Source organism: Nonomuraea sp. LP-02 (assembly GCF_036289125.1).
In the GTDB taxonomy this organism is placed as follows: domain Bacteria; phylum Actinomycetota; class Actinomycetes; order Streptosporangiales; family Streptosporangiaceae; genus Nonomuraea; species Nonomuraea bangladeshensis.
In genome coordinates, this window is the sequence record NZ_JAXCLK010000001.1 from 8,215,206 (window position 1) to 8,238,748 (window position 23,543).

Consider the following 23,543-nt stretch of genomic DNA (forward strand, 5'->3'; position numbering starts at 1 on the left):
ACCGGACCTTAACCCATGTTGCGGCCCGGACCGCCACAAGCGCTCCCACCCGTGCTCAGCCCGCCTCGGGCCGGGCCGCGAGCACCGCGACCGCGGCCAGCAGCAACGCGCACCCGCACCAGGCGAGCGGGGTCAGCCGCTCGCCGAACAGCAGCACGCCGAGCAGCGCCGCGCCCACGGTCTCGCCCAGCGAGATGATCGAGACGGTGGTCGCGCGCAGCGCGCTCAGCGCGCGGAAGAACAGCCCGTACGCCAGCGCCGTCGGCACCGCACCCAGGTAGAGCAGCAGCGCCACCGACGTCACGCTGACCTCGGGCAGCACGTCACCGGTCATCGCGAACGGCGCGAGGCACGCCGCGGCCACGACGAACCCGCCGGTCGCCGTGGCCGCGGCGTCGTCCTGGTGACGCCGGGAGAACAGCCGGGACAGCAGGGTCACCCCGGCGTACCCGGCGGCCGAGGCCAGCGCCCAGCCGATCCCGGCCGCGGACGCGTCCGCCTCGCCCGCGGTCTCCGCGGTGAGCAGCACCAGCCCGGCCAGCGCGACGGCCAGCGCGCCGAGCGCGAGCCCGCCGAGCCGCTCGCGCAGCAGGAAGCGGCTGCCGAGCGCGGCGAACACGGGCGTGGCGCCCATGGTGACGACCGTCGCCACGGCCACCCCGGTGTGGGCGATCGCGGCGAAGTACGCGGTCTGGTAGACGGCCATCCCGGCCCCGATCGGCAGGACCCGCCAGCTCAGCGGGCGAGGGGAGGCGGGACGGGGAGCGAGCAGGAACAGGAAGGCGGCGCCCAGGAGATAGCGCCACAGGGACACGCCGACGGGGCCGAGCCCGCCGGTCTCGAACAGCAGCGAACCGGCCGCGCCGCCGGTGCCCCAGGCGGTGGCGGCCACGGACACGTAGACGGCGCCCCGCCGGGCGGAGACATGGGTCATGACAGAAGCTCTCCGGAGGAGGTGGTGGAAAAGGGGCCCGTACGCGGGCAGCAACCACCCCCGGATCGCCAGGACCCGGACGTCGCGTGAGAGGCCGCCCGCTAGCGGGCGGGGGGCGGAGAGCAGATCAGACGTCGCGGCACGCGGATCAGCGTAGCGGGGACCGGGGCCGAACGGCAGGAATTAACGGCGTGCTTCACGGCTTGCGCGCGACGCCGCCGAGCAGCAGCTCCTCCCAGGGCGAGAGCGGCCCCGGCACGCGCTCGTCGGGCCGCCACTCGGGGAAGTGCACCACGCCGGGCTCCTCCAGCACGAGGCCGTCGAAGTAGGCGGCGATCGCCTCACGCCCGCGGAACCAGCCGGTGCCCATCGTGGCCTGGAGCAGCACCTCCAGGGCCTTGGCCTTGGGGCTCGGCGAGGCCATGAAGTTGGAGGCGGCCAGGTAGCTGCCGGACGGCAGCGCCGCCATGTAGCGGCGCATCAGCCCGTGCGGGTCCTCGTCGTCGGAGAACAGGTGCAGCAGCCCGATGGCCAGGATCGCGGTGGGCTGCGACAGGTCGACGAGCCGGGTCAGCGTGGGATGGCCGAGCACGGCGCCGACGTCGCGGGCGTCGGCGGTGACGGCGTCCGCGTACAGGTTGCCCTTCATGATCGCGCGGGCGTGCGGCTCGACCATGGGGTCGAGGTCGACGTAGACCACCCGGCAGAGCGGATGGGCGAACTGGGCGACCTCGTGGGTGTTCTCCACGGTGGGCAGCCCCGAGCCGAGGTCGATGATCTGGCGGATGCCCGCCTCGCGGACGAGGAAGTCCACGACCCGGCCGATGAAGGCGCGGCTGCACCACACCAGGTCGACGACCTCCGGCACCGCGTCCTTGAGCCGGCGGGCGACCGAACGGTCGACGGCGAAGTTCTCCATGCCGCCGAGCAGGGCGTCGTGCACCCTGGCCCCGGACGAGCGCGAGGTGTCCACGCCGGGCGGTGCCCACTCCTGCGCGCCGTCGAGACTCACCTGACCCCCTTGTCACGGTCGGTTGCGCGGATCGTATCCACACCCGTGGCTCCGCCGCTCGCCTGGCGAAGGATCGTCAGGACAGTCAGGTTCGCTTGTCAATTCTTGGTACGACGTTTGGACCCCTGTTGCCGGGTAGTGGACGTGAGCCCGAGGAAGAAGACGACGAGGAAGAGAGAGGATGAGCTACCTCATGGAGCTCTGGGACTATCGTCCTGACGTCTACGACCGCGGCCAGAGCCTGGACCTCGTGGGCTACCACGTCCAGGCGACGGACGGCAAGATCGGGTCTGTCGACGAGGCGACGTACGAGGTCGGCGAGAGCTACATCATCGTCGACACCGGCCCCTGGATCTTCGGCAAGAAGGTCATGCTCCCGGCTCAGGTCATCACGAGCATCGACCCTCAGGAGCGCTACGTCCACGTGGCGCGCACCAAGGCCGAGATCAAGGACTCGCCCGAGTTCGACGAGGCCAGGTTCAAGGAGCCCGAGTACCGCGCCAGTCTTGGGGACTACTACGGCCGGTTCCCGCGGTGATCCCTGACCTGCCGTTCAGAGGGGTCGCGCCCGAGAGGGTGCGGCCCCTCGCCGTTTTCCGCATCCGATCGCGTACCTGACGGAAGGTGACAGGTACGCCTGGAAGGCTCGAACCATGACGACAAAGGCGAAGCTCCTCGCGGTCTCCCTCGACTGCCCGGAGCCCAAGACACTGGCCGAGTTCTACCACGCGATCACCGGCTGGGAGATCACGTACGCGGAGGACGAGTACGCCGCCGTGAGCGACGGCACGACCAACATCTACTTCGGTCGCATCGCCGAGCGCGAGCCGGTTGCCTGGCCCAGCCCGAACAAGCAGTTCCACCTCGACTTCCGGGTGCCGGACGTGGAGCGGGCGGTCGAGGAGTACGTCGCGCTCGGCGCGACCAGGCCCGAGTTCCAGCCCGGGATCACCGAGGAGGGGACGCGCTGGATCGTGCTGCAGGATCCGGCCGGGCACGCGTTCTGCGTCTGCCCCGAGTCTTCCTGAAGGAAAGAAGTTCCCCCAGGTGGCGGGCGATATCTGGATGATATTCCGCCGAAAGTATGATTCGCCCGCTCCGCTGTCCTCCTAAGCTGGAGCAATGCTCGTGCAAGGATCTCTGCCCCCGCGTCGGCGCCCATGACCTGGGCCGGCCTGCTCATCGCCCTGGTGGGAGCGCTGGGCTACGCGCTCGGCGCCGCACTCCAGCAGTACGAGGCCGTGGCCGAGGGCGCCTCGCTCAAGCTGGTCCGACGGCCCCGCTGGTGGATCGGCGGCGTCATCGGCTTCGCCGGCGCCTGCCTGCACGCCGTGGCGCTCAGCCTCGCCCCGCTGGTCGTGGTGCAGCCGATCAGCGTGGCCACGCTGGTGTTCGCGGTGCCGCTGGCCGCGTTCATGTACGGGCGCAAGCCCTACCGGGCGGAGATCCTCGGCTCGCTCGCCGTGGCCGTGGGGCTGCTCTGGCTCATGCTGCTGGTGCCCGAGCACGACGTGACGCCGCATCTCGGCAACGGCGCGGCGCTCGGGTTCCTGGCCGTGATCGGCGTGATCGTGCTGGTCACGCAGGTGGCCGCGGGCCGCATGCGCGGCGCGGGCCGGGCGATCGTGCTCGCCATCGGGGCCGGCGTGGTCACCGCGAGCGTGTCGACGTTCGTCAGGGTCGTGGGCGGCGGCCTGGAGGGCGACTGGGGGCGGCTCGTCCACTGGTTCACCCTCGCCGTGCCCGTGCTGCTGGTCTGCGCCGTGGTGCTGCTCCAGCGCTCCTACGCGGTGGGCTACTTCGGCATCGCGTACGCGGGCGTGCAGGTCATCGACCCGATCACCTCGGTGCTGGCGGGGGCGCTGCTGCTCGGCGAGCCGCTGCCGACCGCCCCCGGCACGGCGGTCCCGGCGCTGCTGGCCGCCGCCCTGACCATCGGCGGCACGATCACCCTGGGCCGGCTGGCCCCCGACCACACCCGTCCGGTCGTCCCGGCGAACCCGGCCGCCCCGGTCGAGGCCGCGGCCTCCCCGGCCGCCGGCTCCGGGAGCGCGGTCACGGCCGCGTCGGACGCGAACTGACCGTCTCCTCCGGGGGCCGCCAGCCCAGCACCTCGTCCATCGACCGGACGAGCAGGTCGGGCCGGACCCTCGTCCCCAGGATCAGGGCGGCGTCACGGGCCGCGACGAGCAGCGGGTTGCGCATCTTCGTGGCCCTGCAGATGTCCCACGAGCGCCGCATGATCCGCCGGGTACGCGCCAGCCGGGCGGCGGTGTAACCGGCCAGGTCGCCCGCGCCGGCCGCGTGCGCCAGCACCACGGCGTCCTCGATCGCCTGGCAGGCCCCCTGGCCGAGGTTGGGGGTCATCGCGTGGGCCGCGTCGCCCACCAGCGCGACCCTGCCCCGGTGGTAGGCGGGCAGCGGCTCGGCCAGGTGGTACACGTCGTTCCGGATGATCATCGCGGGCTCCGCGGCCCGCAGCAGCGCGGGGATCGGCTCGTGCCAGCCGCCGAACCTGCGGATCAGCTCCTCCCGCTCGTCGGCGAAGGCGACGCCCTCGGGCAGCACGTCGGTGGCGTAGACGTAGACGAGGTCGCCGGCCAGCGGGCTCACCCCGAACACCCGCCCCCTGCCCCAGCTCTCGCTGACGCCGACCTCCAGGTCGCCGCGGGGCACCAGGCCGCGCCAGGCCGTCACGCCCGCGTACGCCGGGCCCGGATGCCCGGGGTATAGCGCTCGCCGGGTGCGGGAGCGGATCCCGTCGGCGGCCACGACCAGGTCGGCGCGCACCTCCTCGCCCGCCTCGGTGCGGACCACGCCGGTCTCCGGGTCCGCCTGCGCCACCCCGGTGCCGAGCCGCAGGACGTCCGGGCCGAGCGCGCCGGTCAGGACCTCCATGAGCGCCGCCCGCGGCAGGAGCACCACCGAGTCGTCGTAGCGGCCCGCCGCGGCCTCGGGCGTGGTGTGGGTGAGCCAGCGCCCGTCGGCGCGCCTGATCCCTGCCTGGCCCTGGACGCGCGACAGCGCGCGCACCCGGTCGCCGAGGCCGAGCGTGTCGAGGGCCTTGAGGGCGTTGGCGGCGATCGCCAGCCCTGAGCCGACCGGCTCGATCGCGGGCGCCCGCTCCAGCACCGTCACCTCCCAGCCGCGCTGCCGCAGCGCGATCGCGCTGGTCAAACCGCCGATGCCGGCTCCGATGACGACGGCGTGCGCCATGTCATGACCTCCTGCTCACTACGTCTGTAGTGCCAGCGTACTACGGGTGTAGTATCGGCTGCCATGAGACGTTCGGACCTCGTCGCGGACACGGCCATCGCCCTGCTGGCCGAGCGCGGCATGCGCGGCCTCACCCACCGGGCGGTGGACGAGGCGGCGGGCCTGCCGCCCGGCTCCACGTCCAACCTCGCGCGGACGCGGGCGGCTCTCCTGGAGCTGACGCTGGCCCGGCTCACGGAGCTGGAGTCCGCGGTGTTCGACCCGGAGGCGCTCGTTTCCATGGCGGATGTGGACGGGGTGGCCCGGGTGTTCGCGCGGGCGCTGCGCGCGCAGCTCCTCGACCGCCGGCGTACGCTCGCCCGCTACGAGCTGGCCCTGGAGGCCACGCGCCGGCCCGAGCTCCGCGCGGTATACGACCGCGCGGGCCGCCGCTTCCGCGACTTCGCCGCGACGCTGCTGGCCGCGATGGGCTCGGCGGACCCGGCACGGCACGCCGGCGAGCTCGTGGCCTTCGCCGAGGGCCTGATGTTCTACGCCGTCGCCGGCGCCGGCGGCACGTCCGCCGAGGACGACCTGCGCCGCGCCGTGGCCGACCTGCTCACCGGCATGCTCCGCCCGGTCAGGTGAGCGTGACCGGGCCGGCCCGGCCCGTCAGCTCGGCCACCAGGCGCGGCGCCGGCTCCCTCGTCAGGGCGGCCGCCGCGCCGACGGCCGCCAGAGCCGGCCGGACCACGCCGGGGTCGGGGTGGGCGACGGTCAGCGACACCAGCTCCACGCGGGGCAGGTCACCCTCGGTCGGGTGCCGGGCGGCCCCCCAGTCGATGAGGAACGGCACCAGCCCGGCCCGCTCCGGCGGGGTGAGCCGCCAGGCCAGCAGGTCGCCGGAAGGGGTGCGGCGGGACATGTCCCGCGGCTCGCCCGGGTCGTACCCCTGGGCGCGGGCCCGCGCCACGGCGGCGTCGAGGTCCGCCACCGCCACGGCCCAGGTCACCAGCGCGGCCCGGTCCAGCTCGTCGATCAGGAAAGGCCGCGGCCCGGCCGGCTCCTCCTGCTCGGGATCGGGCCCGATGACCTCCAGGTAGCTCCGGCCGCCGAGCCCGATGAGCCGGTTGCGGGTGCCGAGCCCCGGATGCCGCCCGCCGACGGCGGCCCGCACGCCGAGCCGCCGCTCCAGGTCGGCCACGGTGGCGTCCAGGTCGGGGGTGGCGTACACGAGATGGTCCAGCTCCATGACCGGCATTCTCGCGCAGGGGTCTTACGGGCGGCTCAGCAGCCGGGCGCGGTGCTCGGGCCACTCCTCGGCGAGGATGCCGAAGACGGCGGTGTCGCGCCAGGTGCCGTCCGGCCGCCTGCGGTGCCGGCGCAGCGTGCCCTCGTGCACGCCGCCGATCCGCCTGATGGCGTTCTGGGAGCGTACGTTGAGCACGTCGGTCTTCAGCATGACGCGGTTGAGGCCGAGCCCGAAGGCGTGCTCCACGAGCAGCAGCTTGCAGGCGGTGTTGACGGCGGTGCGCCAGACCGCGCGGCCGTACCACGTCCAGCCGATCTCGACGCTGGCCTCGAACCCCGGCACGTCGGCGTAGGTCGTCCAGCCGACCGCCCGGCCGCTCTCCTTCGCGATCACGGCGAACGGGACGTGCCGGTCGTCGTGGACGAGGGACAGCGCCGTCTTGCCCAGCTCCTCCTCCGTACGCGGCGTGGTGACCGGCAGCCACCGCCACACCTCGTCGTCACCGCCGCCGGCGGCGAACAGGTCGGGGACGTGGGCGAGGGCGAGCGGTTCGAGCCGTACGACGTCGTTCTCGAGGACGACGGGCTGAGGGAGCGTGGCGGTCATGGGGCAACCCTAGGTGGCCCGGCTTGGCACGGATGATGGCCACATGACGGTTTTTATGAGGATCCACCTGTCGACACTCATACCGGCCGGTCGGTAGGCTCACCGCATGGACTTCGCCTATGACCAAGTCACCGAGGACCTGCGGGAACGCCTGCTGCGTTTCATGGACGAGTGCGTCTACCCCGCCGAAGCCGCCTTCGAGGAGCAGGCGGCCGACAGCGGCTGGAGCCTGCCACCCCTCCTGGACGACCTCAAGGACGAGGCCAGGAAGCGCGGCCTGTGGAACCTGTTCCTCCCGGGGGAGCACGGCGCCGGGCTGACGAACCTCCAGTACGCCCCGCTGGCCGAGATCCTCGGCCGGAGTCCCAGCATCGCCCCGGCGGCCACCAACTGCGCGGCCCCCGACACCGGCAACATGGAAGTGCTGGCGATGTTCGGCAGCGAGTGGCAGCGCAAGGAGTGGCTGAGGCCGCTGCTCGACGGCGAGATCCGCTCCGCCTTCGCGATGACCGAGCCGGACGTGGCCTCCTCCGACGCCACCAACATCGCCACCTCCATCGTCCGTGACGGCGACGAGTACGTCATCAACGGCCGCAAGTGGTACATCTCCGGCGCGATGAACCCCAACTGCAAGATTTTCATCGTCATGGGCAAGACCGACCCGGAGGCGCCGAAGCACCGCCAGCAGAGCATGGTCCTGGTGCCGCGCGACACCCCCGGTCTGCACGTCAAGCGCGGCATGCACGTCTTCGGCTACACCGACGCCGACCACGGCGGCCACGCCGAGGTCGTCTTCGAGGACGTCCGCGTCCCGGTGGCGAACCTCATCGGCGAGGAGGGCGGCGGTTTCGCCATCGCCCAGGCCCGCCTCGGCCCCGGCCGCATCCACCACTGCATGCGCCTCATCGGCATGGCCGAGCGGGCGGTCGAGCTGATGTGCCGGCGGGCGCTGTCGCGCACCACGTTCGGCAAGCCGATCGCCCGGCAGGGCGTGGTCCAGGACTGGATCGCCGAGTCCCGCATCCGCATCGAGCAGCTCCGGCTGCTCGTGCTCAAGACGGCCTGGCTCATGGACACGGTGGGCAACCAGGGCGCCCACACGGAGATCCAGTCCATCAAGATCGCCACTCCGATCGCCGTGGAGTGGATCCTCGACAAGGCCGTGCAGGTGCACGGGGCGGGCGGCGTCTCCCAGGACTTCCCGCTGGCGGCGCTCTGGGCGCACGCGCGCACGCTCCGCCTCGCCGACGGCCCCGACGAGGTGCACAAGCGCTCACTCGCCTACCGCGAGCTCAAGAAGTGGATGTGAGGCAGAGGTGAACGAAGCGGAGATCAAGGAGCGGGTCGCCGAGTTCCTGGCCGGGCACGACCCGTCGGGGGACCGGCTGGAGTTCCTGCGGGCCAGGTTCGACGCCGGGCTCGCCTGGGTGTGGTTCCCCAAGGGGCTCGGCGGGCTCGGCGCGCCCCGCGAGCTGCAGCAGGTCGTCGAGCGGGAGCTGGCCGACACCCCGCAGATCAACGGCGGCAAGCAGGGCATCGGGCTCGGCATGGCCGCGCCGACGATCCTGGCGTTCGGCACCGAGGAGCAGAAGCGCCGCTTCCTGCGCCCCCTGTGGACCGGCGAGGAGATCTGGTGCCAGCTCTTCAGCGAGCCCGGCGCCGGCTCCGACCTGGCCACGCTCGCCACCCGCGCGGTGCGCGACGGCGACGAATGGGTGGTGGACGGTCAGAAGGTGTGGACGTCCGGCGCCCACCACTCCCGCTGGGCCATCCTCGTCACGCGTACCGACCCTGACGTGCCCAAGCACCGCGGACTGACGTACTTCGTGTGCGACATGCAGGCCCCCGGCGTCGAGGTGCGGCCGCTGCGGCAGATCACCGGCGAGGCCGAGTTCAACGAGGTCTTCCTCACCGGCGTGCGGCTCTCCGACGACCTGCGGCTCGGCGAGATCGGCGACGGCTGGCGGGTCGCGCAGACCACGCTCATGAACGAGCGCGTGGCCATCGGCGGCGCGCCCACCCGGCGCGGCGGCGGTGTCATGGCGACGGTGCTCGGCGCCTGGCGCGAGCGTCCCGAGCTGCGTACCCACGACCTGCACCAGCGGCTGCTGTCGCTGTGGGTGGAGGCCGAGGTCACCCGCCTGTCCGGCGCCCGGCTGCGCGAGCAGCTCGCCGCCGGGCAGCCGGGGCCCGAGGGGTCGGGGATGAAGCTGTCGTTCGCCAAGCTCAACCAGGCGCTGTCCGGCTTCGACGTCGAGTTCAACCGCGACCTCGGCTACGACGACTGGGCGTTCCGGCGTTCCGAGGACGTCGACTTCTTCGGCCGCGGGCCCGGCTACCGCTACCTGCGGGCCAAGGGCAACTCGATCGAGGGCGGCACCTCGGAGATCCTGCGCAACATCATCGCCGAGCGGGTGCTCGGCCTGCCCTCCGAACCCCGCGTCGACAAGGACGTGCCCTGGAAGGACCTGCCGCGATGACCCTGCTGTACACGGAGATCGAGGAGGAGCTGCGCGCGAGCGTGCGGGCGCTGCTGGCGGACCGCTGCCCGCCGGCCGCCGTGCTCAAGCGGGTGGAGTCCGAGCCCGCCGACCTGGACCTGTGGAAGACGCTGGCCGGCGAGATCGGCGTGGCCGGGCTGCTGATCCCCGAGGAGCTGGGCGGCGCGGGAGCCGGTCCCGGCGAGGCGGGCGTGGTGCTGGAGGAGCTGGGGCGGGCCGTGGCGCCGGTGCCGTTCCTCACCAGCGCGGTGCTCGCCACCCGGGCGCTGCTGCCGACCAGGGACGCGCTGCTCGGCGAGCTGGCCGAGGGACGGCGTACGGCGGCGCTCGTGGTGTCGTTCGCGGCCTCGCCGTACCGGCCGCAGCGGGGCTCGGCGGTGCGGGCGGAGGGCGGCCGGCTGTCCGGCACGGTCACCGGCGTCGCCGGGGCGGACGTGGCCGACGTGCTGCTGGTGCCCGTGGACGGCGAGCTCTACGCGGTCGAGGCGGCGGCGGCCCAGGTCGCGGCCGTGCCGTCGCTGGACCAGACGAGGCCGGTCGCCACGGTGACCTTCGACCGGGCCGAGGCCCGGCACGTGGGGGCCTGCGACCTGGCCGCCGTGCTGCGGCTCGGCGCGGCGCTGCTGGCCAGCGAGCAGCTCGGCGTGGCGGAGTGGTGCCTGGAGACGACGCTCGGCTACGTCAAGGAGCGCCACCAGTTCGCCCGGCCCATCGGCTCCTTCCAGGCGATCAAGCACCGGCTGGCCGACCTGTGGCTGGACGTCGTACGGGCGCGGGCCGCGGCCCGCAACGCGGTGGCCGATCCTTCGGCCGTCTCGGTGGCCGTGGCGCAGGCGTGGAACGCCGGGGTCGCGGTGCGCGTGGCCGAGGACGCGGTGCAACTGCACGGCGGGATCGGGATGACGTGGGAGCACCCCGTACATCTCTATCTCAAGCGCGCGAAGTCCTCGGAGATCGCGCTCGGCACGCCGGGCGACCACCGGGCCGCCCTGGCCTCACTCGTCGACGTGCCCGGCCCCGAGGGAGGCGAGCAGTAGGTCGGCGAAGTGCCTGCCCACCTGGGCGCCGGTCAGCGGCCCGTCCGCGTGGAACCACGTGCCCAGGTGGTGCACCGAGCCGAAGAAGTAGTCGACGACCAGCTCGGCGGGGACCTTGCCGGAGAGGACGCCGGCGCGCTGCCCTTCAGCCACGAGGTCGCGGAAACGTTCGTGGTAGCGGCGGCGCTCGGCGCGCACGGTCTTCTGGGTCTCCGGGGCGAGCAGGTGCATCGACCGGAAGAAGATCTTGGAGTCGTCGAGGTTGGCGGTCGTGGTCTCGACGACGTCGGCGGCGGCGCGGTGCAGGCGCTGCTCGACCGTGCCTGCGCCGTCCGCGATCTGGGTGAGCCGGTCCATCTGCATGCGCAGGACCCGGCCGTAGATCTCGCGCAGCAGGTCGTCCTTGGAGTCGAAATAGTGGTACATGGCGCCCTTGGTGACGCCCGCCGCCACGACGATCTCCTGCACGGAGGTGCCCTCGAACCCGCGCTCGGCGAACAGCCGGGTCGCCTCGGCGAGCAGCCGCTGCCGGACCGGTTCGTCTTTCCCATGCTGCCCTTTGGTCACCGGGACAGCATACCGACTGGTCGGTAGACGCAGTGGGAACCCCTGCTTGCCGGTGCCAATCGTCTCACCTTAGGCTTGCCTTGGTTGCGAGCCGGGTATCCCTTGACCGGCGAGGGATCTTCGGCGTGGCAGATCCTGCACATTTCCTACTCTTTGGGGGAGTTTGCCGTGCCCGGTGGCTCGATCTACGTGCAGCCAAGCGACAAATACACAGGAAACTCCGCGCAGTGGTGGTACGAGAAACTGTGGCGCGAGGACGCCAAAAACCGCCGCAGGTCCCGATACGTCAAGGCGGGCGTGGGGTTCGTCGTCGGCGTCGCGGTGGCCCTGCGCTTCGACCTCTCCGGAGCCTCGGTCGTGGCAGGCCTCCTGGTCGCCGCCCTCGTGGCCGCGGTCGACTGGTTCCTCGACTGGCGCTCCTTCTACGCCACCGCCGTCTGGCGGGGGGCCAAGCACGGTGAGACCATCACCGCCCGCCTCCTGCGCCGCTCCCTGGGCCGGCAGGGCTACGCCGTGCTCGACGGGCGCGCCGTCAAGGGCGAGGCGTCCATCGACCACCTGATCATCGGCCCCGCCGGGGTGTGGATCGTGGACAACGAGTCCTGGAGCCCCGACACCGACATCAACGTCTACGGCGGACGGCTGTTCTTCGGCGAGAAATACGGCTCCACGTACGCGAGCAAGCTGGTCAAGACCGCCGAGTCGTTCGGCGACCTGCTGACCCGCGAGACCGGCGTCCAGGTGACGATCTCGCCCATGCTCGCGGTCCACTGCGGCCTGCTGCCCAGGGGCGGCGTCTTCGTGGCCGAAGGGCTGACGGTGCTCAAGCCGCGCGTGGCCGCCAAGGTCATCAAGGCCGTCGAGGGGCGCGTCTACACCGACGAGCAGCTTGAGCTGATCACCCGCACCGCGGCCAAGGAGCTGCTCAAGGCCGCCGTCTGAGACCTGCCTCCCCGCGATCCCGGCTCGGCCCCGGCCAGGATCGCCCGTCGTGCCGCCGGTCCATGGCCCGGCGGCACGACGGCTGCGAGGACCCTCAGGCCAGAGTCTCGATGAACGCGGTGAGCTGGGCGACGTTGCGGCATTCGTGCATCGGGACGATCGTGGCGTAGTCGCTCGCCACCGAGTCGCCGGTGTCCCACTGCTGCCGGGGCTCCGGGTTCAGCCAGTAGGCGTGGCGGGCCTTGCCGGTCAGCGACTTCAGCAGGTCGAGGGCGGGCGGCTGGTAGTTGGAGCGGGCGTCGCCGAGGATCAGCAGCGAGGTCCTGGGGCCGATCGCGTCGCCGTAGCGCTCGGCGAACTGCTCCAGGCTGTGGCCGTAGTTGGTGCGGCCGAAGCGGACCATGTCGGCCTCGTTCGCCAGCCGGGTCATCGCCTCGACGACGTCGGCGCCGGGCTGGAAGAACCGGGTGATCTCGTCCACCGTGTCCACGAAGCCGAACGCCCGCACCTTCGTGAACTGCTCGCGCAGCGCGTACGTCAGCAGCAGCGTGAAGTGCGCGAACGACGAGACCGAGTCGCTGGTGTCACAGAGAATGACGAGCTCCGGCTTGTGCGGCCGGGGCGGCTTGAAGTGCGTGGTCAGCGGAACGCCGCCGCTCTGCAGCGAGGCCCGTACGGTGCGGCGGAAGTCGAGCCGCCCGCGCCGGCCCTTCTTGTGCTTGATCGTCAGCCGTGCCGCCAGCCGCCGGGCCAGCGGGTGCACCTCCCGGCGTAGCCGGGCCAGGTCGGCCTTGGTGATGCGCAGGAAGTCGATCTGGTCGAGCGGCGGGCGTACGGCGGAGCGGGCGATGCGCTCCACGCCGGAGTCCTCGGCGATGCGGCGGCGGACGTCGGTCGCCACCTCCTCCTCGAAGCGCCGGATCCCGGAGTTGACCCGCTGCCGCACGGTCTTCTCGGCCAGCCCGCCGCGCTCCTGCCCGGCCAGGACCTCGCGCAGGATGCGGGCCATCAGCGTCTCGGGGGACAGGGCCCGCAGGACGCTGTAGGAGAACCAGTTCTGCCGGCCGGGCCCGGACGCCTGCTGCCGCCCGAACCGGCTCACCATGGCCTGCGCGAACGCCCGCATCTCGACCTCGCCGCCGTCGGTCAGCAGTTGCGCGAGGTACGCCCGCAGCTCCTCGACGGTCGCCGTCTCCGGGTCCAGGGGCTCCTCGCGCGGGGCGCGCATGCCGGTCGTCGTCGCCGGGAACCACAGATCGAACAGCACGTCGAACCCCGGCCGGTAGGCGGGCTTCTTGACCAGCGTCGCCGCGTACGCGGCCCGCAGCGACTCCCGGTCGGCCAGCTCGACCACGCGCAGCGCGTTGGCGGCGTCCAGCCCCTCGGCGACCGACACGGGCACCCCGGCCTCCCGGAGCGCCCGTACGAACCCGACGTGCCGGTCGACCAGCGAGCCGGACTCAGGCATCGGGAAGTCCCAGCTCCTTGACCGCCCGCGTGTGGTCGGCGGCGTGCTTGAGCACCACGCCCAGGGTGCCCGCGACGGTGGCCTCGTCCAGCTCCTCCCTGCCGAGGGCGAGCAGGGTGTTGGCCCAGTCGACGGTCTCGGCCACCGACGGCGCCTTCTTCAGCTCCAGCGCCCGCAACGTCGCGACGGTCCTCGCGAGCTGCTCGGCGAGGTCGCCCCGGATGCCCGGCACCTGGCTGAGCACGATGTCGCGCTCGCGCTCCGGCGTCGGGTACTCGATGTGCAGGTAGAGGCAGCGCCGCTTCAGCGCCTCCGACAGCTCGCGGGTGGCGTTGGAGGTCAGCACGACGAACGGCCGGCGGCGGGCCTCGATGGTGCCGAGCTCGGGGATCGTCACCTGGAAGTCCGACAGCAGCTCCAGCAGCAGGCCCTCCACCTCGACGTCGGCCTTGTCGGTCTCGTCGATGAGCAGCACGGTGGGCCGGTCGGACCTGATGGCCTTGAGCAGCGGGCGCTCCAGCAGGAACTCCTCGGTGAAGATGTCGTCGTCGGCGCTGGTCGCCTGGATGCGGAGGAGCTGCTTCTTGTAGTTCCACTCGTAGAGGGCGCGGGCCTCGTCCAGGCCCTCGTAGCACTGCAGCCGGATCAGCTCGGACCCGGTCGCCGCGGCGACCGCCTTGGCGAGCTGCGTCTTGCCGACCCCGGCCGGGCCTTCCACGAGCAGCGGCTTGCCCAGCGCCGCGGCCAGGAACACCGAGGTGGAGATGGCGTCGTCGGAGAGATAGTCCACGGCGGCGAGCCGTTCCGTCACGTCGGCGGGCGAGTTGAACATCTACGCTCCTGTCTGCGGGCCGAACTTTATTCTAGCAACAGAGCGTGGCGATTGACCGATTCGACCAGGATGCGGATGACCGGTATATTCCTTCTCGCAGGCGCCGCTAGCTCAGTTGGTCAGAGCAGCTGACTCTTAATCAGCGGGTCCGGGGTTCGAGTCCCTGGCGGCGCACCGCATCGAAACCCCAGTTCAGGGCACTGAGCTGGGGTTCCTCGTTTTTCGAGTAGCTCTGGCGGCGTTGAGTCGACCAGGCTTTCGCAGCGAAGGTGTTGCGACCTCCTCTGAGGAACAGATCTAGATCCGCTTCTCACCTGTAGAGCCAGAGGCTTGCTGGCCAGAGGCGATCAACGTGCCAGTCTGGCGCGGAGAAGCTCCGCGTCCGGTTGCGCCAACTCATCGAAGATGAACAAGGCCTGCTGCCACGCTTCGTGGGCGGCCTCCTGAGCACCCAACGCCGCGTGAGAATCGCCGATTCTGGTCAGGACGTCGGCCTCGTCGTAGCGGTTGCCCATGTCCCGCCACAGGGCCAGCGCTGACTCGTAGTGGCCGAGTGCCTGCTCATGCTGCGCGAGCTGAGCGTAGGTGTATCCAAGGCTGTCGAGAGTGTCGGCCTGGCCGTCCTGATCATTGAGCTCGCGGAAGAGTGCCAACGCGGCCTCACATGTGCGCAGCGCGGCTGGGAACTCGCCGAGATGGGCATGGCACCAGCCGAGGTTCTCCAGGGCGTGGGCTTGGCCCGCCCGGTCGTGATGACGCTCGTGCAGACGGAGCGCGCGTTCGAGATGCCCTTTGGCCTCTCCATATCGGTCCTGCTCCTCGTACACGATGGCCAAGGCGATCAAGGCGTGGCCCTCGTGCACCTCCGAGCCGATCCGCCGCAGTGCTTCCAGTGCCTGTAGCAATTGCTCCTCGGCCTCGGCGAAGTGCCCGACCCGAGCGTGTGCGTATCCGATGCTGGTACGGATCAGCGCTTCAGCCTCGCGGTCCCCGAGGCGTGAAGTGGCTTGTAGGGCGGCTTCACCTGTGCGCAAGCGATCAAACGCATGACCGCGCCGGTCGAAGTAGACAGCAAGCGTCCAGGCGAGTTGCCAAGCATGCGAGTCAAACCCATTTCGCAGAGCATGATCGATGCTTTCCACCAGCCCCGTGTGCTCCGTCTCCAGCCAGCCAACGGCCTCCCCGTACGTGGAGAACTTCGGCTTGGAAAAGACGCCGGCCACCGGAAGGAGTTCAATGCGGGCGCGATTCGGGCTTATCACGCGATCGGCCGCATCCGCTGCCAACAGCAGGAAATCATGGAGACGCCGCATTGCCTCCTGCCGGGATTGGACCGACTCATCGCGCTCCACCTGATCCGCCGCGAAGGTACGCAGCAGGTCGTGGACGCGGTAACGGTCGCGAGTCAGCTCGCTGACGAGGTTGGCCTCCACGAGCACGTCGAGGAAGCGGCGAGTCACCGGAATGGGAGTGCCGGCGAGCGACGACACTCCGGCGAGACTGATCTCGGGGCCGGGGGCCAGGCCCAGCAGGCGAAATATCCTGGCAGGCTCGGGAGCCAGGTTGCGGTAGGACCAGGAGAAGACGGACGCGATGTTTGTCGTTTCACTGTCATGCAGGTCCAAGGCGTAGAGCCGATCTCTCTCGGAGCGCAGGTCGTCGATGAGCGATTCCAGCGGCCAATTGTAGATCGCCGCCCGTGCCCCGACTATGCTCAACGCGAGCGGCAACATTCCACAAAGTTCCACAAGTGTGGCCGCTGCGCCTCTTTCCTGCGCCACGCGCTCGCTGCTCAGGTAGCAGGCCAATAGCTCGGCGCCCTCCCCTTGCTCCAGCAACTTCATCGCCAAAGGCGTGGCGCCTTCGTTGGCCACCAACGCTCCCAACTTGTTCCGGCTGGTTGCAATAGCCATGCAGGTGGGGGATCCAGGAAGGAGATGACGTATCTGGTCAGTATTCAGCGCATTGTCCAAGACAACCAGAACCTGCCGCCCGTCGAGCAGTGAGCGGTAGAGTGAGATCTGTTCAGCCATCTCGAACGGGATATTATTTGGCCTTACTCCCAACGCGGCAATAAATCCCCTCAACGCCTGACTCGGCGTGACCGGCGTACCGCTGGGATCGAATCCCCGCAGGTTCACATAGAGCTGACCATGAGGAAATCGGTCGGCGACGCTGTGCGCCCAGTGGAGGGCAAGGGTCGTCTTGCCGATCCCCGCCATACCAGTGATCGTATAGATGGCACTGCGCCCTGGTCTCCGCTCACTCAGGGCTCGGCTCAGGGCGGCGAGCTCGGCTTTCCTCGCAGTAAAGCGGCTTGTCGCAGGTGGTAGCTGTCGCGGCACAACAGGAGCTGAAGCCGCTTCTTGCCAGTGAATCTGCACGTCGCCACTGATCGTCCCTGCCTGGATGGCCGGACCGAGGACCGTACCCGACAACACGTTCGTTGACTCGTCCTCTGACTCCGCGGAAGGTGAAGTCTGCGCGATCACGGCCTGCCTGGCTCTCTGCCGACGACTTGACGCCTATTCCAGGATTGCATCCTGACTCGTACCATGTCATCAGGCTGAACATATCGGTTCGGGTCAGGAACGATTCGCGGAGATAAGAGGGCCAATATGGACGAGACCGTCGTGGCACTTGTGGCGACGGGTATCACCGGCCTCGTCACCGGGGCAACGGGTGAAGCGGGCAAAGCGGCCTGGATGTCGCTCACGACCATGGTGAAGAAGGCCTTCGGCAAGAAGGATGAACAGCAAACAGCATTGGAGTTGGTCGAAGCCGTCAGGACAGATGGGCGGGACGTCACCGAGTTGTCCGAAGTGCTGGTGGAGCGGGCCAGTTGGGACACGCAGTTCGCCAGCGAGCTGACCGCCTGGCTCGAGAGCATCAAGGCGCTCCCGAAGTCCGACGGGCCCACGAATGTGGTGGCAGGAAGCGCGCAGGTCACGGGGCCCCTGATCCAGGGCCGCGACTTCTCAGGGCCGATCAGCTTCGGCACGCCTCCGCCAAGCGGTGGAAAGCCTTAGCGATTCGAATCCTGGCCGGATATGCCCGACATTCCGGGACTGGCGGGTGCCGGCTCGCAGAACTCGGCCACAACCGGTAAGCCCTGAGCGTCTTCTCGACACTGGAAGTACATTGAGGTATGGCCTGACACAAAAGCTAGTGACTCTTAATCAGCGGGTCCGGGGTTCGAGTCCCTGGCGGCGCACCAGCCGATCACCAGCGCGTTCATGATTCCGATCACGGACGCGCTGTTGTCGTTTCCGGGCCGTAGCGGGCGCGCATCTGGTCGCCGGCGGCCGGGCCCGCGGTGAAGACGAAGCGCGGGTCCGAGACCTCCAGGCCGGTCGCCGGGTCGATGACCGCCGGTTCCACCTCGCGGCCGGTGTCCGAGTCGACGAGGATCATGGCCCGTTCCCCGGGCTCCAGTTGCGCGTTGCGCCAGGCGGCCATCGCGACGAGGACCGGCCTCAGCGAGCGGCCGAAGTCGGTGAGCACGTACTCGTGGCGGACCGGGCGCTCCTGGTAGACCCGCCTGGCGAGGATGCCGTTGTCGACGAGGGTCTTGAGTCTGGCGGTGAGCATGCTGGAGGACAGGCCGATGTTCTCCTCGAACTGGTCGAAGCGGGTGTAGCCGTCGAAGCAGTCGTGCAGGATCAGGACGGTCCACCACTCTCCGATGTACGACATCGCCGTGGACAGGGGGCATTCGCGGTCTTCGACGCGGATGCGTGCGGGCATCAAGTCCTCCTCGGGGCCATCTACTGCTAATCTAGCAGTTACTATGACTGCGAAAATAGAAGTGACTGACGCCGACGCCTTCGCCCCCTACAGCGCCTTGGCCCTGCCCGACGTCGTGGTCGCGTACCTCGACGCCCACGACGACAAGCGCCACGCCGACGCCTCTGCCACGTTCGCGCCGGACGCGACCGTGCTCGACGACGGAAAGACCTACGAGGGCATCGACGCGATCCGCGCCTGGATCCAGAGGTCCTCCCACGAGTACACCTACACCAGCACCCGCCTCGGGCAGCACCTCCCTGACGACGCCCACGCGATCGTGCTCGTGAGACTGGACGGCAACTTCCCCGGCGGCACCGTCACGCTCCGCTACCGGTTCGAGCACGACGGGACCCTGATCACCCGCCTGACGATCGCCGCCTCGTAAGGGGGAGGTGGGCTCATCGGGCCTGGCCGGCGAGCGGCGGCGCCACCGCTCGGCCGTCCAGGACACGGGCGGCACACCCCGGCGGGGAAGGCCCAGGAGGGCCGGGCCTGGGCACGCCTCGGCCGGGCTCGGGAGACCCACGAGACGCTGAACCGGCTGATGCGGCTCGTCGAACCTCTGCACGTCCCCGACCGGGCCGAACATCACTACCGGTACGACCCCGCCAAGTCCGACGCCTACCTCGCGACCACCTTGTGCTGGCTCGGTGATCCATCGGCCGAGCCGTACTCCCGGGGAGTGCTCGCCCGGCTGGAGTCGGCGACCGACGGCCCGCCACGGCCGCGGAGGGCCGTCGCCGCGCGGCTCGACCTGGCGCTCGCGCTCCTGGCCGCCGACCAGCCCGACGAGGCGGGGCATCTGACTCTCGCCGCGATGACCAGCGGACTTCTCGTACCCTCCAACTACTGGCGGGCGGCCGAGGTGGTGAGTGGCCTGGAGACAAGGCGTGCCCCCGAGGCCGCCGAACTGCGCGAGGCATACCGCGAGCTCTGCGCCTCTGCCGTCCAGCCTTCATGACACCCCAACCACAAGTGGAGGAAAGGTCACCTGACCCTGCCGTCCTCGGACCAAATGGTGGCGAATACCTTGTCCATAACAAATATCGATATGGGGGGTTATCGGAATTAATTTAGTGCTCATCAAGGAGCCTGAGAAACAGTTCTCTCGTCAACCCCTTCGGGCTCAGAAGTCCGACCATGAGAGGACTCGATATGACCAACCAGAACCTCGGCACGGGTCCCCACCCGCAGCCGCCATACCAGCAGTCCTTCGCCCAGCCCGGCTGGCAGCCTGCTGCTCCCGTGGCGCCCCCGGCCCGTCCCGGCCGGCGTTTCCTGGCCCACGGCCTGACCGCGATCGTCTCGTTGACCATCGGCGTGGCGATCGGCGCAGGTGGCGACACCGGGACCTCGGCCTCGCCGCGCCCCGTCGTCACGGTGACCGAGACCACGCAGGCCGAGTCGGTGCCCGCCGCAACCGAGACGGTCACCGCCGTACCCGTGGTGGACCCGGAGGGAGAAGACGGCCCGCAGACCGCGTTCTCCGGTGACGGTCAGTATCTCGTCGGTGAGGACATCAAGCCCGGCACCTACAAGACGGCCGGGGCGGACGGCTCCAACTGCTACTGGGCCCGCCTGAAGAACGCCTCCGGCGAGCTCACCGCCATCATCGCCAACGGCAACGTCCAGGGTCAGACCAGAGTCGCCGTCAAGAAGGGCGAGTTCTTCGAGACCAACGGGTGCCAGGACTGGAAGCGGGTGGGCTGAGATGACTTCCTTCTACCTCGTCGTACTGGCGATCGTGCTTGTGCTGGTCAGCGCCGCGATCGCGTATCTGATCGCCCGTAGCCGCGCGGCGGACGAGCACGTCGCGTTGAAGCTCGCCGAGGAACAGCGAGCCCAAGCCGCCGAGCAGGCGGCCGCACTCCGTGCCGAACGGGACAGGGCCCAGAGGCAACTGGCCGATTTGAGCCAGGCACACACCACCGCCCTGACCGAGCGCAGGACGCTGGACGAGCGACTCGGTCGGCTCAGCGCCGAGGTGGAGACGACTCGAAGCAGTCTCCAACGGAAGGCGGCCGACGCAGAGCGTCTGCGGGTGGAACTCCAGGCGGAGCAGGCGCGAGGAGCGGAAGCGGGTCGTCGTCTCCGCGACACCGAACTCTCGATCACCGAGCTGACGGCGAGGGAGTCGGTCCTGCGCTCGGAGATCCAGGATCTGAAGACGCAGCTTGCCGAGTTGGTCATGCAGAAGCAGGCGCTGCTGGAGCAGGCCGCGACGGTGCAGGCTGTCCGTCAGGAGCTCGATCAGACCCGCTCGGACAGCAACCGGCTCCTGGAGGAGACACTGCGCGCGGCGACCAACCAGATGCTGAAGCAGTCTCAGGCCGAGCTGGTGACCCAGGCCGAGGCGACCTTGAGCGCGGCCAGCAAGCCGGTTCACGATCAGTTGGCGGAGATGGACCGGCAGCTCAAGCAGTTCTCCACCACGCGTGTCGCGGCCGAGGCCACGCTGAGTCAGCAGCTGGCCACGCTGACCGAGGAGGGGCAGCGGACCAGGAAGGAAACCAGGGCGCTCGTCGAGGCGCTCAAGAAGCCGCAGGTGCGCGGGTCGTGGGGCGAGATGCATCTCAAGAGGGCCGTGGAGCAGGCGGGCCTGGTCGAGCGGTGCGACTTCGACACCCAGGTCCACTTCACCGACAGCGAGGGTTCACTCCGGCCCGACATGCTGATCCATCTGTCGGGTGGCAAGCACGTCGTCGTGGACTCCAAGGTTCCGATGGCCGCGTTCATGTCCGCGATCGAGGCCGTCGACGAGGCCGAGGCGGACAGGCACTGGGCCGACCACGCCCGGCAGTTGCGCCAGCACGTGGATGCGCTCGGAGGCAAGGAGTACTTCCGGAAGGTCGCCGCATCACCGGAGTTCGTCGTGCTCTTCGTGCCCAGCGACGCCTTTCTCCAGCCGGCGCTGGAGAAGGAGCCGACCCTGCTCGAGTATGCGGCCGGCAGGAACGTCCTGATCGCGACGCCGACCTCGCTCATCGCCCTGCTCCGCACTGTGGCGTTCGCGTGGACACAGGCGGCGCTGCAGGACAACCTCAAGCAGGTCTACGAGCTCGGCCGCGAACTGTACGACAGGCTTTCGGTCATGGGTGGGCATCTCAACACCCTGGGCAGGTCACTCGACCGGTCGGTCAAGGCGTACAACGACACGGTCGGGTCGATGGAGGGGCGGGTCATGGTGACGGCGCGCAAGTTTCACACGCTCAAGGTCGTGGAAAGTCAACTGGTCGAGCTCAAGGCAGCAGAGCAGAGCACGCGACCACTCGGCAGCCCGGAGCTGGTGGAATCGGCCAGCGCCATGGCGGGTGTCCGAGCGATCCCGCCGGCACCAGGCACGGAGAACGGGCTCGCCGGTTGAACGGCGATATGCGGATTGACAATGCACGGCATATCTTTCGTTCGGCCGTGTAAAGCTCCGCCTGGTTGATATTCTCCGGCAATCGGACCAGGCGGAGGTTGAGAATATGGCGCAGTGCAACGGTTGCGGCGGTGCGGTGTCGGAGGGAAGGCTCTGCGCATTGTGCGCCGCGAAGATGGTCGCCTACCACGACGGGGACTACGACGACGAGAACGATCCCGCCGTGAAGCTTTATCGCGAGACCGCCGCAAAAATGAACTCCAATACATCCTCGAGTTCGAGTGGGTGCGCTCTCGTCGTGCTGGCCATCACGTCCGTCTCCGCCGTCCTCGCGGCCATGGGAATCGGCGTGGAGAACCTCATCGGTTGACGAAGAAAAGGCAGAGTCACCATCGGCTGGTGGTCGCTCGTTTTCCGCTGTTTCGGCGGGGAGTGATGAGGGTCAGTAGACGGAGCAGCCGACGCGGACCGGGACGGAGGCGGACCAGCGGCCGGACGTCACGTCCTGGGCGCGGGCGTAGGCGTTGGCCGGTTTCCCCGGGGCCGAGCAGTCGAACTTGCCGGTCCGCTTGCCCCAGCTCCCGCCCGCGTACCCGCCGTTCCGCGTGGCGGTGACCGTGCCGCTCCAGTAGAGCTTGCCGGTGTTGTAGTAGATGAACACCTTCACCTGGCCCGCGTTGAAGTGGCTGCCGTTCAGTTTCAGCCGGGGGATGTCGTCGGTGGAGGTGGTGGTGGCGGTGCCGTCGCCGTTGTCGACGGGGCCCTGCCGGTACGTGGAGATCCACAGTTTGGCCGTCACCCGGCGAGCGGCGGCCTGGGCGTTGTCCGACCGGGCTTCGTCGCGGCTTCGGGGGGTGACGCAGACGTCGTCGCCGGTGAAGGCCTCCCGCCACACCGTTCCGTTCACGCAGGTGTGCGGGCCGTACGCGCCCGTGACCCAGTTGGTGTACTTGAGCCGGTTCTCCACCTCGGTTCGCTGGCGGACCTTCGGGGTCACGCAGACGTGGTCGGTGGGCCGCGCCTCCCGCCAGACGAAGCCGACCAGGCAGGTGTCCGGTGGGGGCGCGGCGGACGCGGCGGCGACAGTGGCGGGGGAGAGGGCGAGGGTCAGGGCCGCGGCCAGGGCGGCCGTTCCGATGGCTTCATATTTCATGATTTTTCTCCAGGTGTCGTCGGCCGTGCTAAGTGCCGGGAGCTCACGAGATGGTGCCCGGTGGCGGGCCGATGATCTGGTAGCCGTGGCGGGCGGCCACCTCGGCCAGCAGGGCGGGGTCGGGGGCGTGGCCGGCGAGGTCGGCCGCGAAGTGCTCGAAGCCGGCCGGCCAGGTCAGTTGCAGCAGGCGGAGCGGGGAGTCCTGGCGGTTGGCGAAGGCGTGGGGGAGGTCGCGGGGCAGCAGGACGAAGTCGCCGGGGCCGGCCTGCCAGGTCCGGTCGCCGCAGTACAGCTGGACGGTCCCCGACAGCACGTAGAACGCCTCGTCGTCGTTCTGGTGCACGTGCCAGGGGGTGGCGAAATCCGGCGGGCATTCCTGTTCGATCAGGGTCAGGGCGCCGGCGGTCTCCGACGTCCCCGCTTTCACGGTCATCGTGGTGCCGAGGAAGTTGTGGGTGGTGCCGGTGCCGCTGGGCAGGTGGAGCGCGCTCATGGCCGCCTCTGCTGGGTGTAGAGCCTGATCTCGATGCCGTCGGGGTCGGTGATGCCGCCGATCAGCCAGCCCACGCTGCCTTCGGCGATGCCGGAGTGACTGATCTCGAGCGCGTCCAGGTGCTCGGCCCAGGTGTGGAGCGCTTGCAGGGTCGGCACGGCCAGCGCGATCGGGTCGAACCCGTACCAGCCGGCGGTCCGTTCGGGCTCCTCGCGCAGCGCGAGCATGAGCGTGCGGCCCGCGTCGGTCAGCGCGACGCCGCGCAGCACGCCGTCCTCGACGAACTCGATCTCCACCTCAAGGCCGAGCGTGCGGCGATACCACTCCAGGCTCTTGTGCACGTTGGAGACCGGCAGCTTGACGTGGTGGAACCCACCTAAGAGCGCCATGATTCACCT

Annotated in this window: 27 protein-coding genes and 1 tRNA gene; 15 read left to right on the forward strand and 13 right to left on the reverse strand. The window is 69.9% G+C overall.

All coding sequences use genetic code 11. The features are described 5' to 3' along the window. Positions 1-55: 55 nt before the first annotated feature. Both SMD20_RS38575 and SMD20_RS38580 read right to left on the reverse strand, forming a co-directional pair. Entirely contained in the window at positions 56-934 is an 879-nt protein-coding gene (locus SMD20_RS38575) for a DMT family transporter (protein ID WP_329590731.1), read from the reverse strand. A gap of 196 nt (positions 935-1,130) precedes the next feature. Beyond that, the gene (locus tag SMD20_RS38580) at positions 1,131-1,946 is read right to left on the reverse strand and encodes an SAM-dependent methyltransferase (protein ID WP_329590733.1); all 816 of its coding nucleotides are present in this window, start codon (positions 1,944-1,946) and stop codon (positions 1,131-1,133) included. A gap of 181 nt (positions 1,947-2,127) precedes the next feature. Here SMD20_RS38580 and SMD20_RS38585 point away from each other — a divergent pair, with 181 nt between their 5' ends. The 3 genes from SMD20_RS38585 (at position 2,128) to SMD20_RS38595 (ending at position 4,027) form a co-directional block, all read left to right on the forward strand. Continuing rightward, a complete protein-coding gene (locus SMD20_RS38585; RefSeq protein ID WP_091078227.1) occupies positions 2,128-2,484 on the forward strand; it encodes a PRC-barrel domain-containing protein in 357 nt (118 codons plus the stop codon). A 115-nt stretch (positions 2,485-2,599) separates the two neighbouring features. Then, complete coding sequence (locus SMD20_RS38590) at positions 2,600-2,974, forward strand: VOC family protein (protein ID WP_329590736.1); 375 nt, start codon at positions 2,600-2,602, stop codon at positions 2,972-2,974. A gap of 132 nt (positions 2,975-3,106) precedes the next feature. Beyond that, positions 3,107-4,027, forward strand: a complete 921-nt coding sequence (locus SMD20_RS38595) for a hypothetical protein (RefSeq protein ID WP_329590737.1) — start codon at positions 3,107-3,109, stop codon at positions 4,025-4,027. On the opposite strand, the gene SMD20_RS38600 is transcribed toward SMD20_RS38595, so the two are convergent. Next, positions 4,002-5,162 (reverse strand): FAD-dependent oxidoreductase, encoded by a 1,161-nt coding sequence (locus tag SMD20_RS38600; RefSeq protein WP_329590739.1) that lies wholly within the window; start codon positions 5,160-5,162, stop codon positions 4,002-4,004. The two genes, SMD20_RS38595 and SMD20_RS38600, sit on opposite strands and share 26 nt — an antisense overlap. A gap of 63 nt (positions 5,163-5,225) precedes the next feature. Between SMD20_RS38600 and SMD20_RS38605 the strand changes: the two genes are divergently transcribed. Continuing rightward, a complete protein-coding gene (locus SMD20_RS38605; RefSeq protein ID WP_329590741.1) occupies positions 5,226-5,789 on the forward strand; it encodes a TetR/AcrR family transcriptional regulator in 564 nt (187 codons plus the stop codon). On the opposite strand, the gene SMD20_RS38610 is transcribed toward SMD20_RS38605, so the two are convergent. After that, positions 5,782-6,393 (reverse strand): VOC family protein, encoded by a 612-nt coding sequence (locus tag SMD20_RS38610; protein ID WP_329590743.1) that lies wholly within the window; start codon positions 6,391-6,393, stop codon positions 5,782-5,784. The two genes, SMD20_RS38605 and SMD20_RS38610, sit on opposite strands and share 8 nt — an antisense overlap. A 24-nt stretch (positions 6,394-6,417) precedes the next feature. Beyond that, positions 6,418-6,999: a GNAT family N-acetyltransferase gene (locus SMD20_RS38615; RefSeq protein ID WP_329590745.1), complete on the reverse strand. Its 582-nt coding sequence runs from the start codon at positions 6,997-6,999 to the stop codon at positions 6,418-6,420. Between the two features lie 106 nt (positions 7,000-7,105). Between SMD20_RS38615 and SMD20_RS38620 the strand changes: the two genes are divergently transcribed. The 3 genes from SMD20_RS38620 to SMD20_RS38630 are packed head-to-tail and all read left to right on the forward strand — an operon-like array spanning position 7,106 to position 10,537. Beyond that, the gene (locus tag SMD20_RS38620; protein WP_329590748.1) at positions 7,106-8,308 is read left to right on the forward strand and encodes an acyl-CoA dehydrogenase family protein; all 1,203 of its coding nucleotides are present in this window, start codon (positions 7,106-7,108) and stop codon (positions 8,306-8,308) included. Between the two features lie 7 nt (positions 8,309-8,315). Then, positions 8,316-9,479 (forward strand): acyl-CoA dehydrogenase family protein, encoded by a 1,164-nt coding sequence (locus SMD20_RS38625; protein ID WP_329590750.1) that lies wholly within the window; start codon positions 8,316-8,318, stop codon positions 9,477-9,479. Then, positions 9,476-10,537 carry an acyl-CoA dehydrogenase family protein gene (locus tag SMD20_RS38630; protein WP_329590752.1) on the forward strand — a complete coding sequence of 354 codons (1,062 nt, stop codon included), beginning with the start codon at positions 9,476-9,478 and terminating at the stop codon, positions 10,535-10,537. The genes SMD20_RS38625 and SMD20_RS38630 overlap by 4 nt, the downstream gene beginning before the upstream one ends. Here SMD20_RS38630 and SMD20_RS38635 read toward each other — a convergent pair. Next, the gene (locus tag SMD20_RS38635) at positions 10,496-11,104 is read right to left on the reverse strand and encodes a TetR/AcrR family transcriptional regulator (protein WP_329590754.1); all 609 of its coding nucleotides are present in this window, start codon (positions 11,102-11,104) and stop codon (positions 10,496-10,498) included. The genes SMD20_RS38630 and SMD20_RS38635 overlap by 42 nt on opposite strands. A 168-nt stretch (positions 11,105-11,272) precedes the next feature. Here SMD20_RS38635 and SMD20_RS38640 point away from each other — a divergent pair, with 168 nt between their 5' ends. Next, positions 11,273-12,046: a nuclease-related domain-containing protein gene (locus SMD20_RS38640; RefSeq protein ID WP_329590755.1), complete on the forward strand. Its 774-nt coding sequence runs from the start codon at positions 11,273-11,275 to the stop codon at positions 12,044-12,046. Positions 12,047-12,140: 94 nt separating this feature from the next. On the opposite strand, the gene SMD20_RS38645 is transcribed toward SMD20_RS38640, so the two are convergent. Together SMD20_RS38645 and SMD20_RS38650 are read right to left on the reverse strand one after the other, a co-directional pair. Then, complete coding sequence (locus SMD20_RS38645) at positions 12,141-13,514, reverse strand: vWA domain-containing protein (protein WP_329590757.1); 1,374 nt, start codon at positions 13,512-13,514, stop codon at positions 12,141-12,143. Next, positions 13,507-14,346, reverse strand: coding sequence for an AAA family ATPase (locus tag SMD20_RS38650; RefSeq protein ID WP_329590759.1), 840 nt, complete (start codon positions 14,344-14,346; stop codon positions 13,507-13,509). The genes SMD20_RS38645 and SMD20_RS38650 overlap by 8 nt, the downstream gene beginning before the upstream one ends. Before the next feature lie 100 nt (positions 14,347-14,446). On the opposite strand from SMD20_RS38650, the gene SMD20_RS38655 reads away from it, so the two are divergent. Next, positions 14,447-14,520, forward strand: a tRNA-Lys gene (locus SMD20_RS38655). 173 nt (positions 14,521-14,693) lie between these two features. On the opposite strand, the gene SMD20_RS38660 is transcribed toward SMD20_RS38655, so the two are convergent. After that, positions 14,694-16,838, reverse strand: a complete 2,145-nt coding sequence (locus SMD20_RS38660; RefSeq protein WP_329590761.1) for an ATP-binding protein — start codon at positions 16,836-16,838, stop codon at positions 14,694-14,696. Positions 16,839-16,964: 126 nt separating this feature from the next. On the opposite strand from SMD20_RS38660, the gene SMD20_RS38665 reads away from it, so the two are divergent. After that, complete coding sequence (locus tag SMD20_RS38665) at positions 16,965-17,375, forward strand: hypothetical protein (RefSeq protein WP_329590762.1); 411 nt, start codon at positions 16,965-16,967, stop codon at positions 17,373-17,375. 217 nt (positions 17,376-17,592) lie between these two features. Here the strand turns inward: SMD20_RS38665 and SMD20_RS38670 are convergent, their stop codons facing one another. Beyond that, entirely contained in the window at positions 17,593-18,093 is a 501-nt protein-coding gene (locus SMD20_RS38670; RefSeq protein WP_329590764.1) for a winged helix-turn-helix transcriptional regulator, read from the reverse strand. Between the two features lie 61 nt (positions 18,094-18,154). On the opposite strand from SMD20_RS38670, the gene SMD20_RS38675 reads away from it, so the two are divergent. From SMD20_RS38675 to SMD20_RS38695, 5 genes are all read left to right on the forward strand, one after another. After that, complete coding sequence (locus tag SMD20_RS38675; protein WP_329590766.1) at positions 18,155-18,520, forward strand: nuclear transport factor 2 family protein; 366 nt, start codon at positions 18,155-18,157, stop codon at positions 18,518-18,520. Positions 18,521-18,679: 159 nt separating this feature from the next. Further along, positions 18,680-19,096: a hypothetical protein gene (locus tag SMD20_RS38680; RefSeq protein WP_329590767.1), complete on the forward strand. Its 417-nt coding sequence runs from the start codon at positions 18,680-18,682 to the stop codon at positions 19,094-19,096. Between the two features lie 179 nt (positions 19,097-19,275). Further along, complete coding sequence (locus tag SMD20_RS38685; RefSeq protein ID WP_329590769.1) at positions 19,276-19,845, forward strand: hypothetical protein; 570 nt, start codon at positions 19,276-19,278, stop codon at positions 19,843-19,845. 1 nt (position 19,846) lies between these two features. Continuing rightward, positions 19,847-21,499 carry a DNA recombination protein RmuC gene (rmuC, locus tag SMD20_RS38690; protein WP_329590770.1) on the forward strand — a complete coding sequence of 551 codons (1,653 nt, stop codon included), beginning with the start codon at positions 19,847-19,849 and terminating at the stop codon, positions 21,497-21,499. Between the two features lie 106 nt (positions 21,500-21,605). Continuing rightward, positions 21,606-21,869 (forward strand): hypothetical protein, encoded by a 264-nt coding sequence (locus tag SMD20_RS38695; RefSeq protein ID WP_329590772.1) that lies wholly within the window; start codon positions 21,606-21,608, stop codon positions 21,867-21,869. 72 nt (positions 21,870-21,941) lie between these two features. Here the strand turns inward: SMD20_RS38695 and SMD20_RS38700 are convergent, their stop codons facing one another. Genes SMD20_RS38700 through SMD20_RS38710 form a run of 3 tightly spaced genes read right to left on the reverse strand, consistent with a single transcriptional unit; the run spans position 21,942 to position 23,534 of the window. Next, positions 21,942-22,652, reverse strand: coding sequence for a hypothetical protein (locus SMD20_RS38700; RefSeq protein ID WP_329590774.1), 711 nt, complete (start codon positions 22,650-22,652; stop codon positions 21,942-21,944). 43 nt (positions 22,653-22,695) lie between these two features. Next, positions 22,696-23,145, reverse strand: a complete 450-nt coding sequence (locus tag SMD20_RS38705) for a cupin domain-containing protein (protein WP_329590776.1) — start codon at positions 23,143-23,145, stop codon at positions 22,696-22,698. After that, on the reverse strand, positions 23,142-23,534 hold the full coding sequence (locus SMD20_RS38710; RefSeq protein WP_329590777.1) for a VOC family protein: 393 nt from the start codon (positions 23,532-23,534) through the stop codon (positions 23,142-23,144). The genes SMD20_RS38705 and SMD20_RS38710 overlap by 4 nt, the downstream gene beginning before the upstream one ends. Positions 23,535-23,543: the final 9 nt, after the last annotated feature.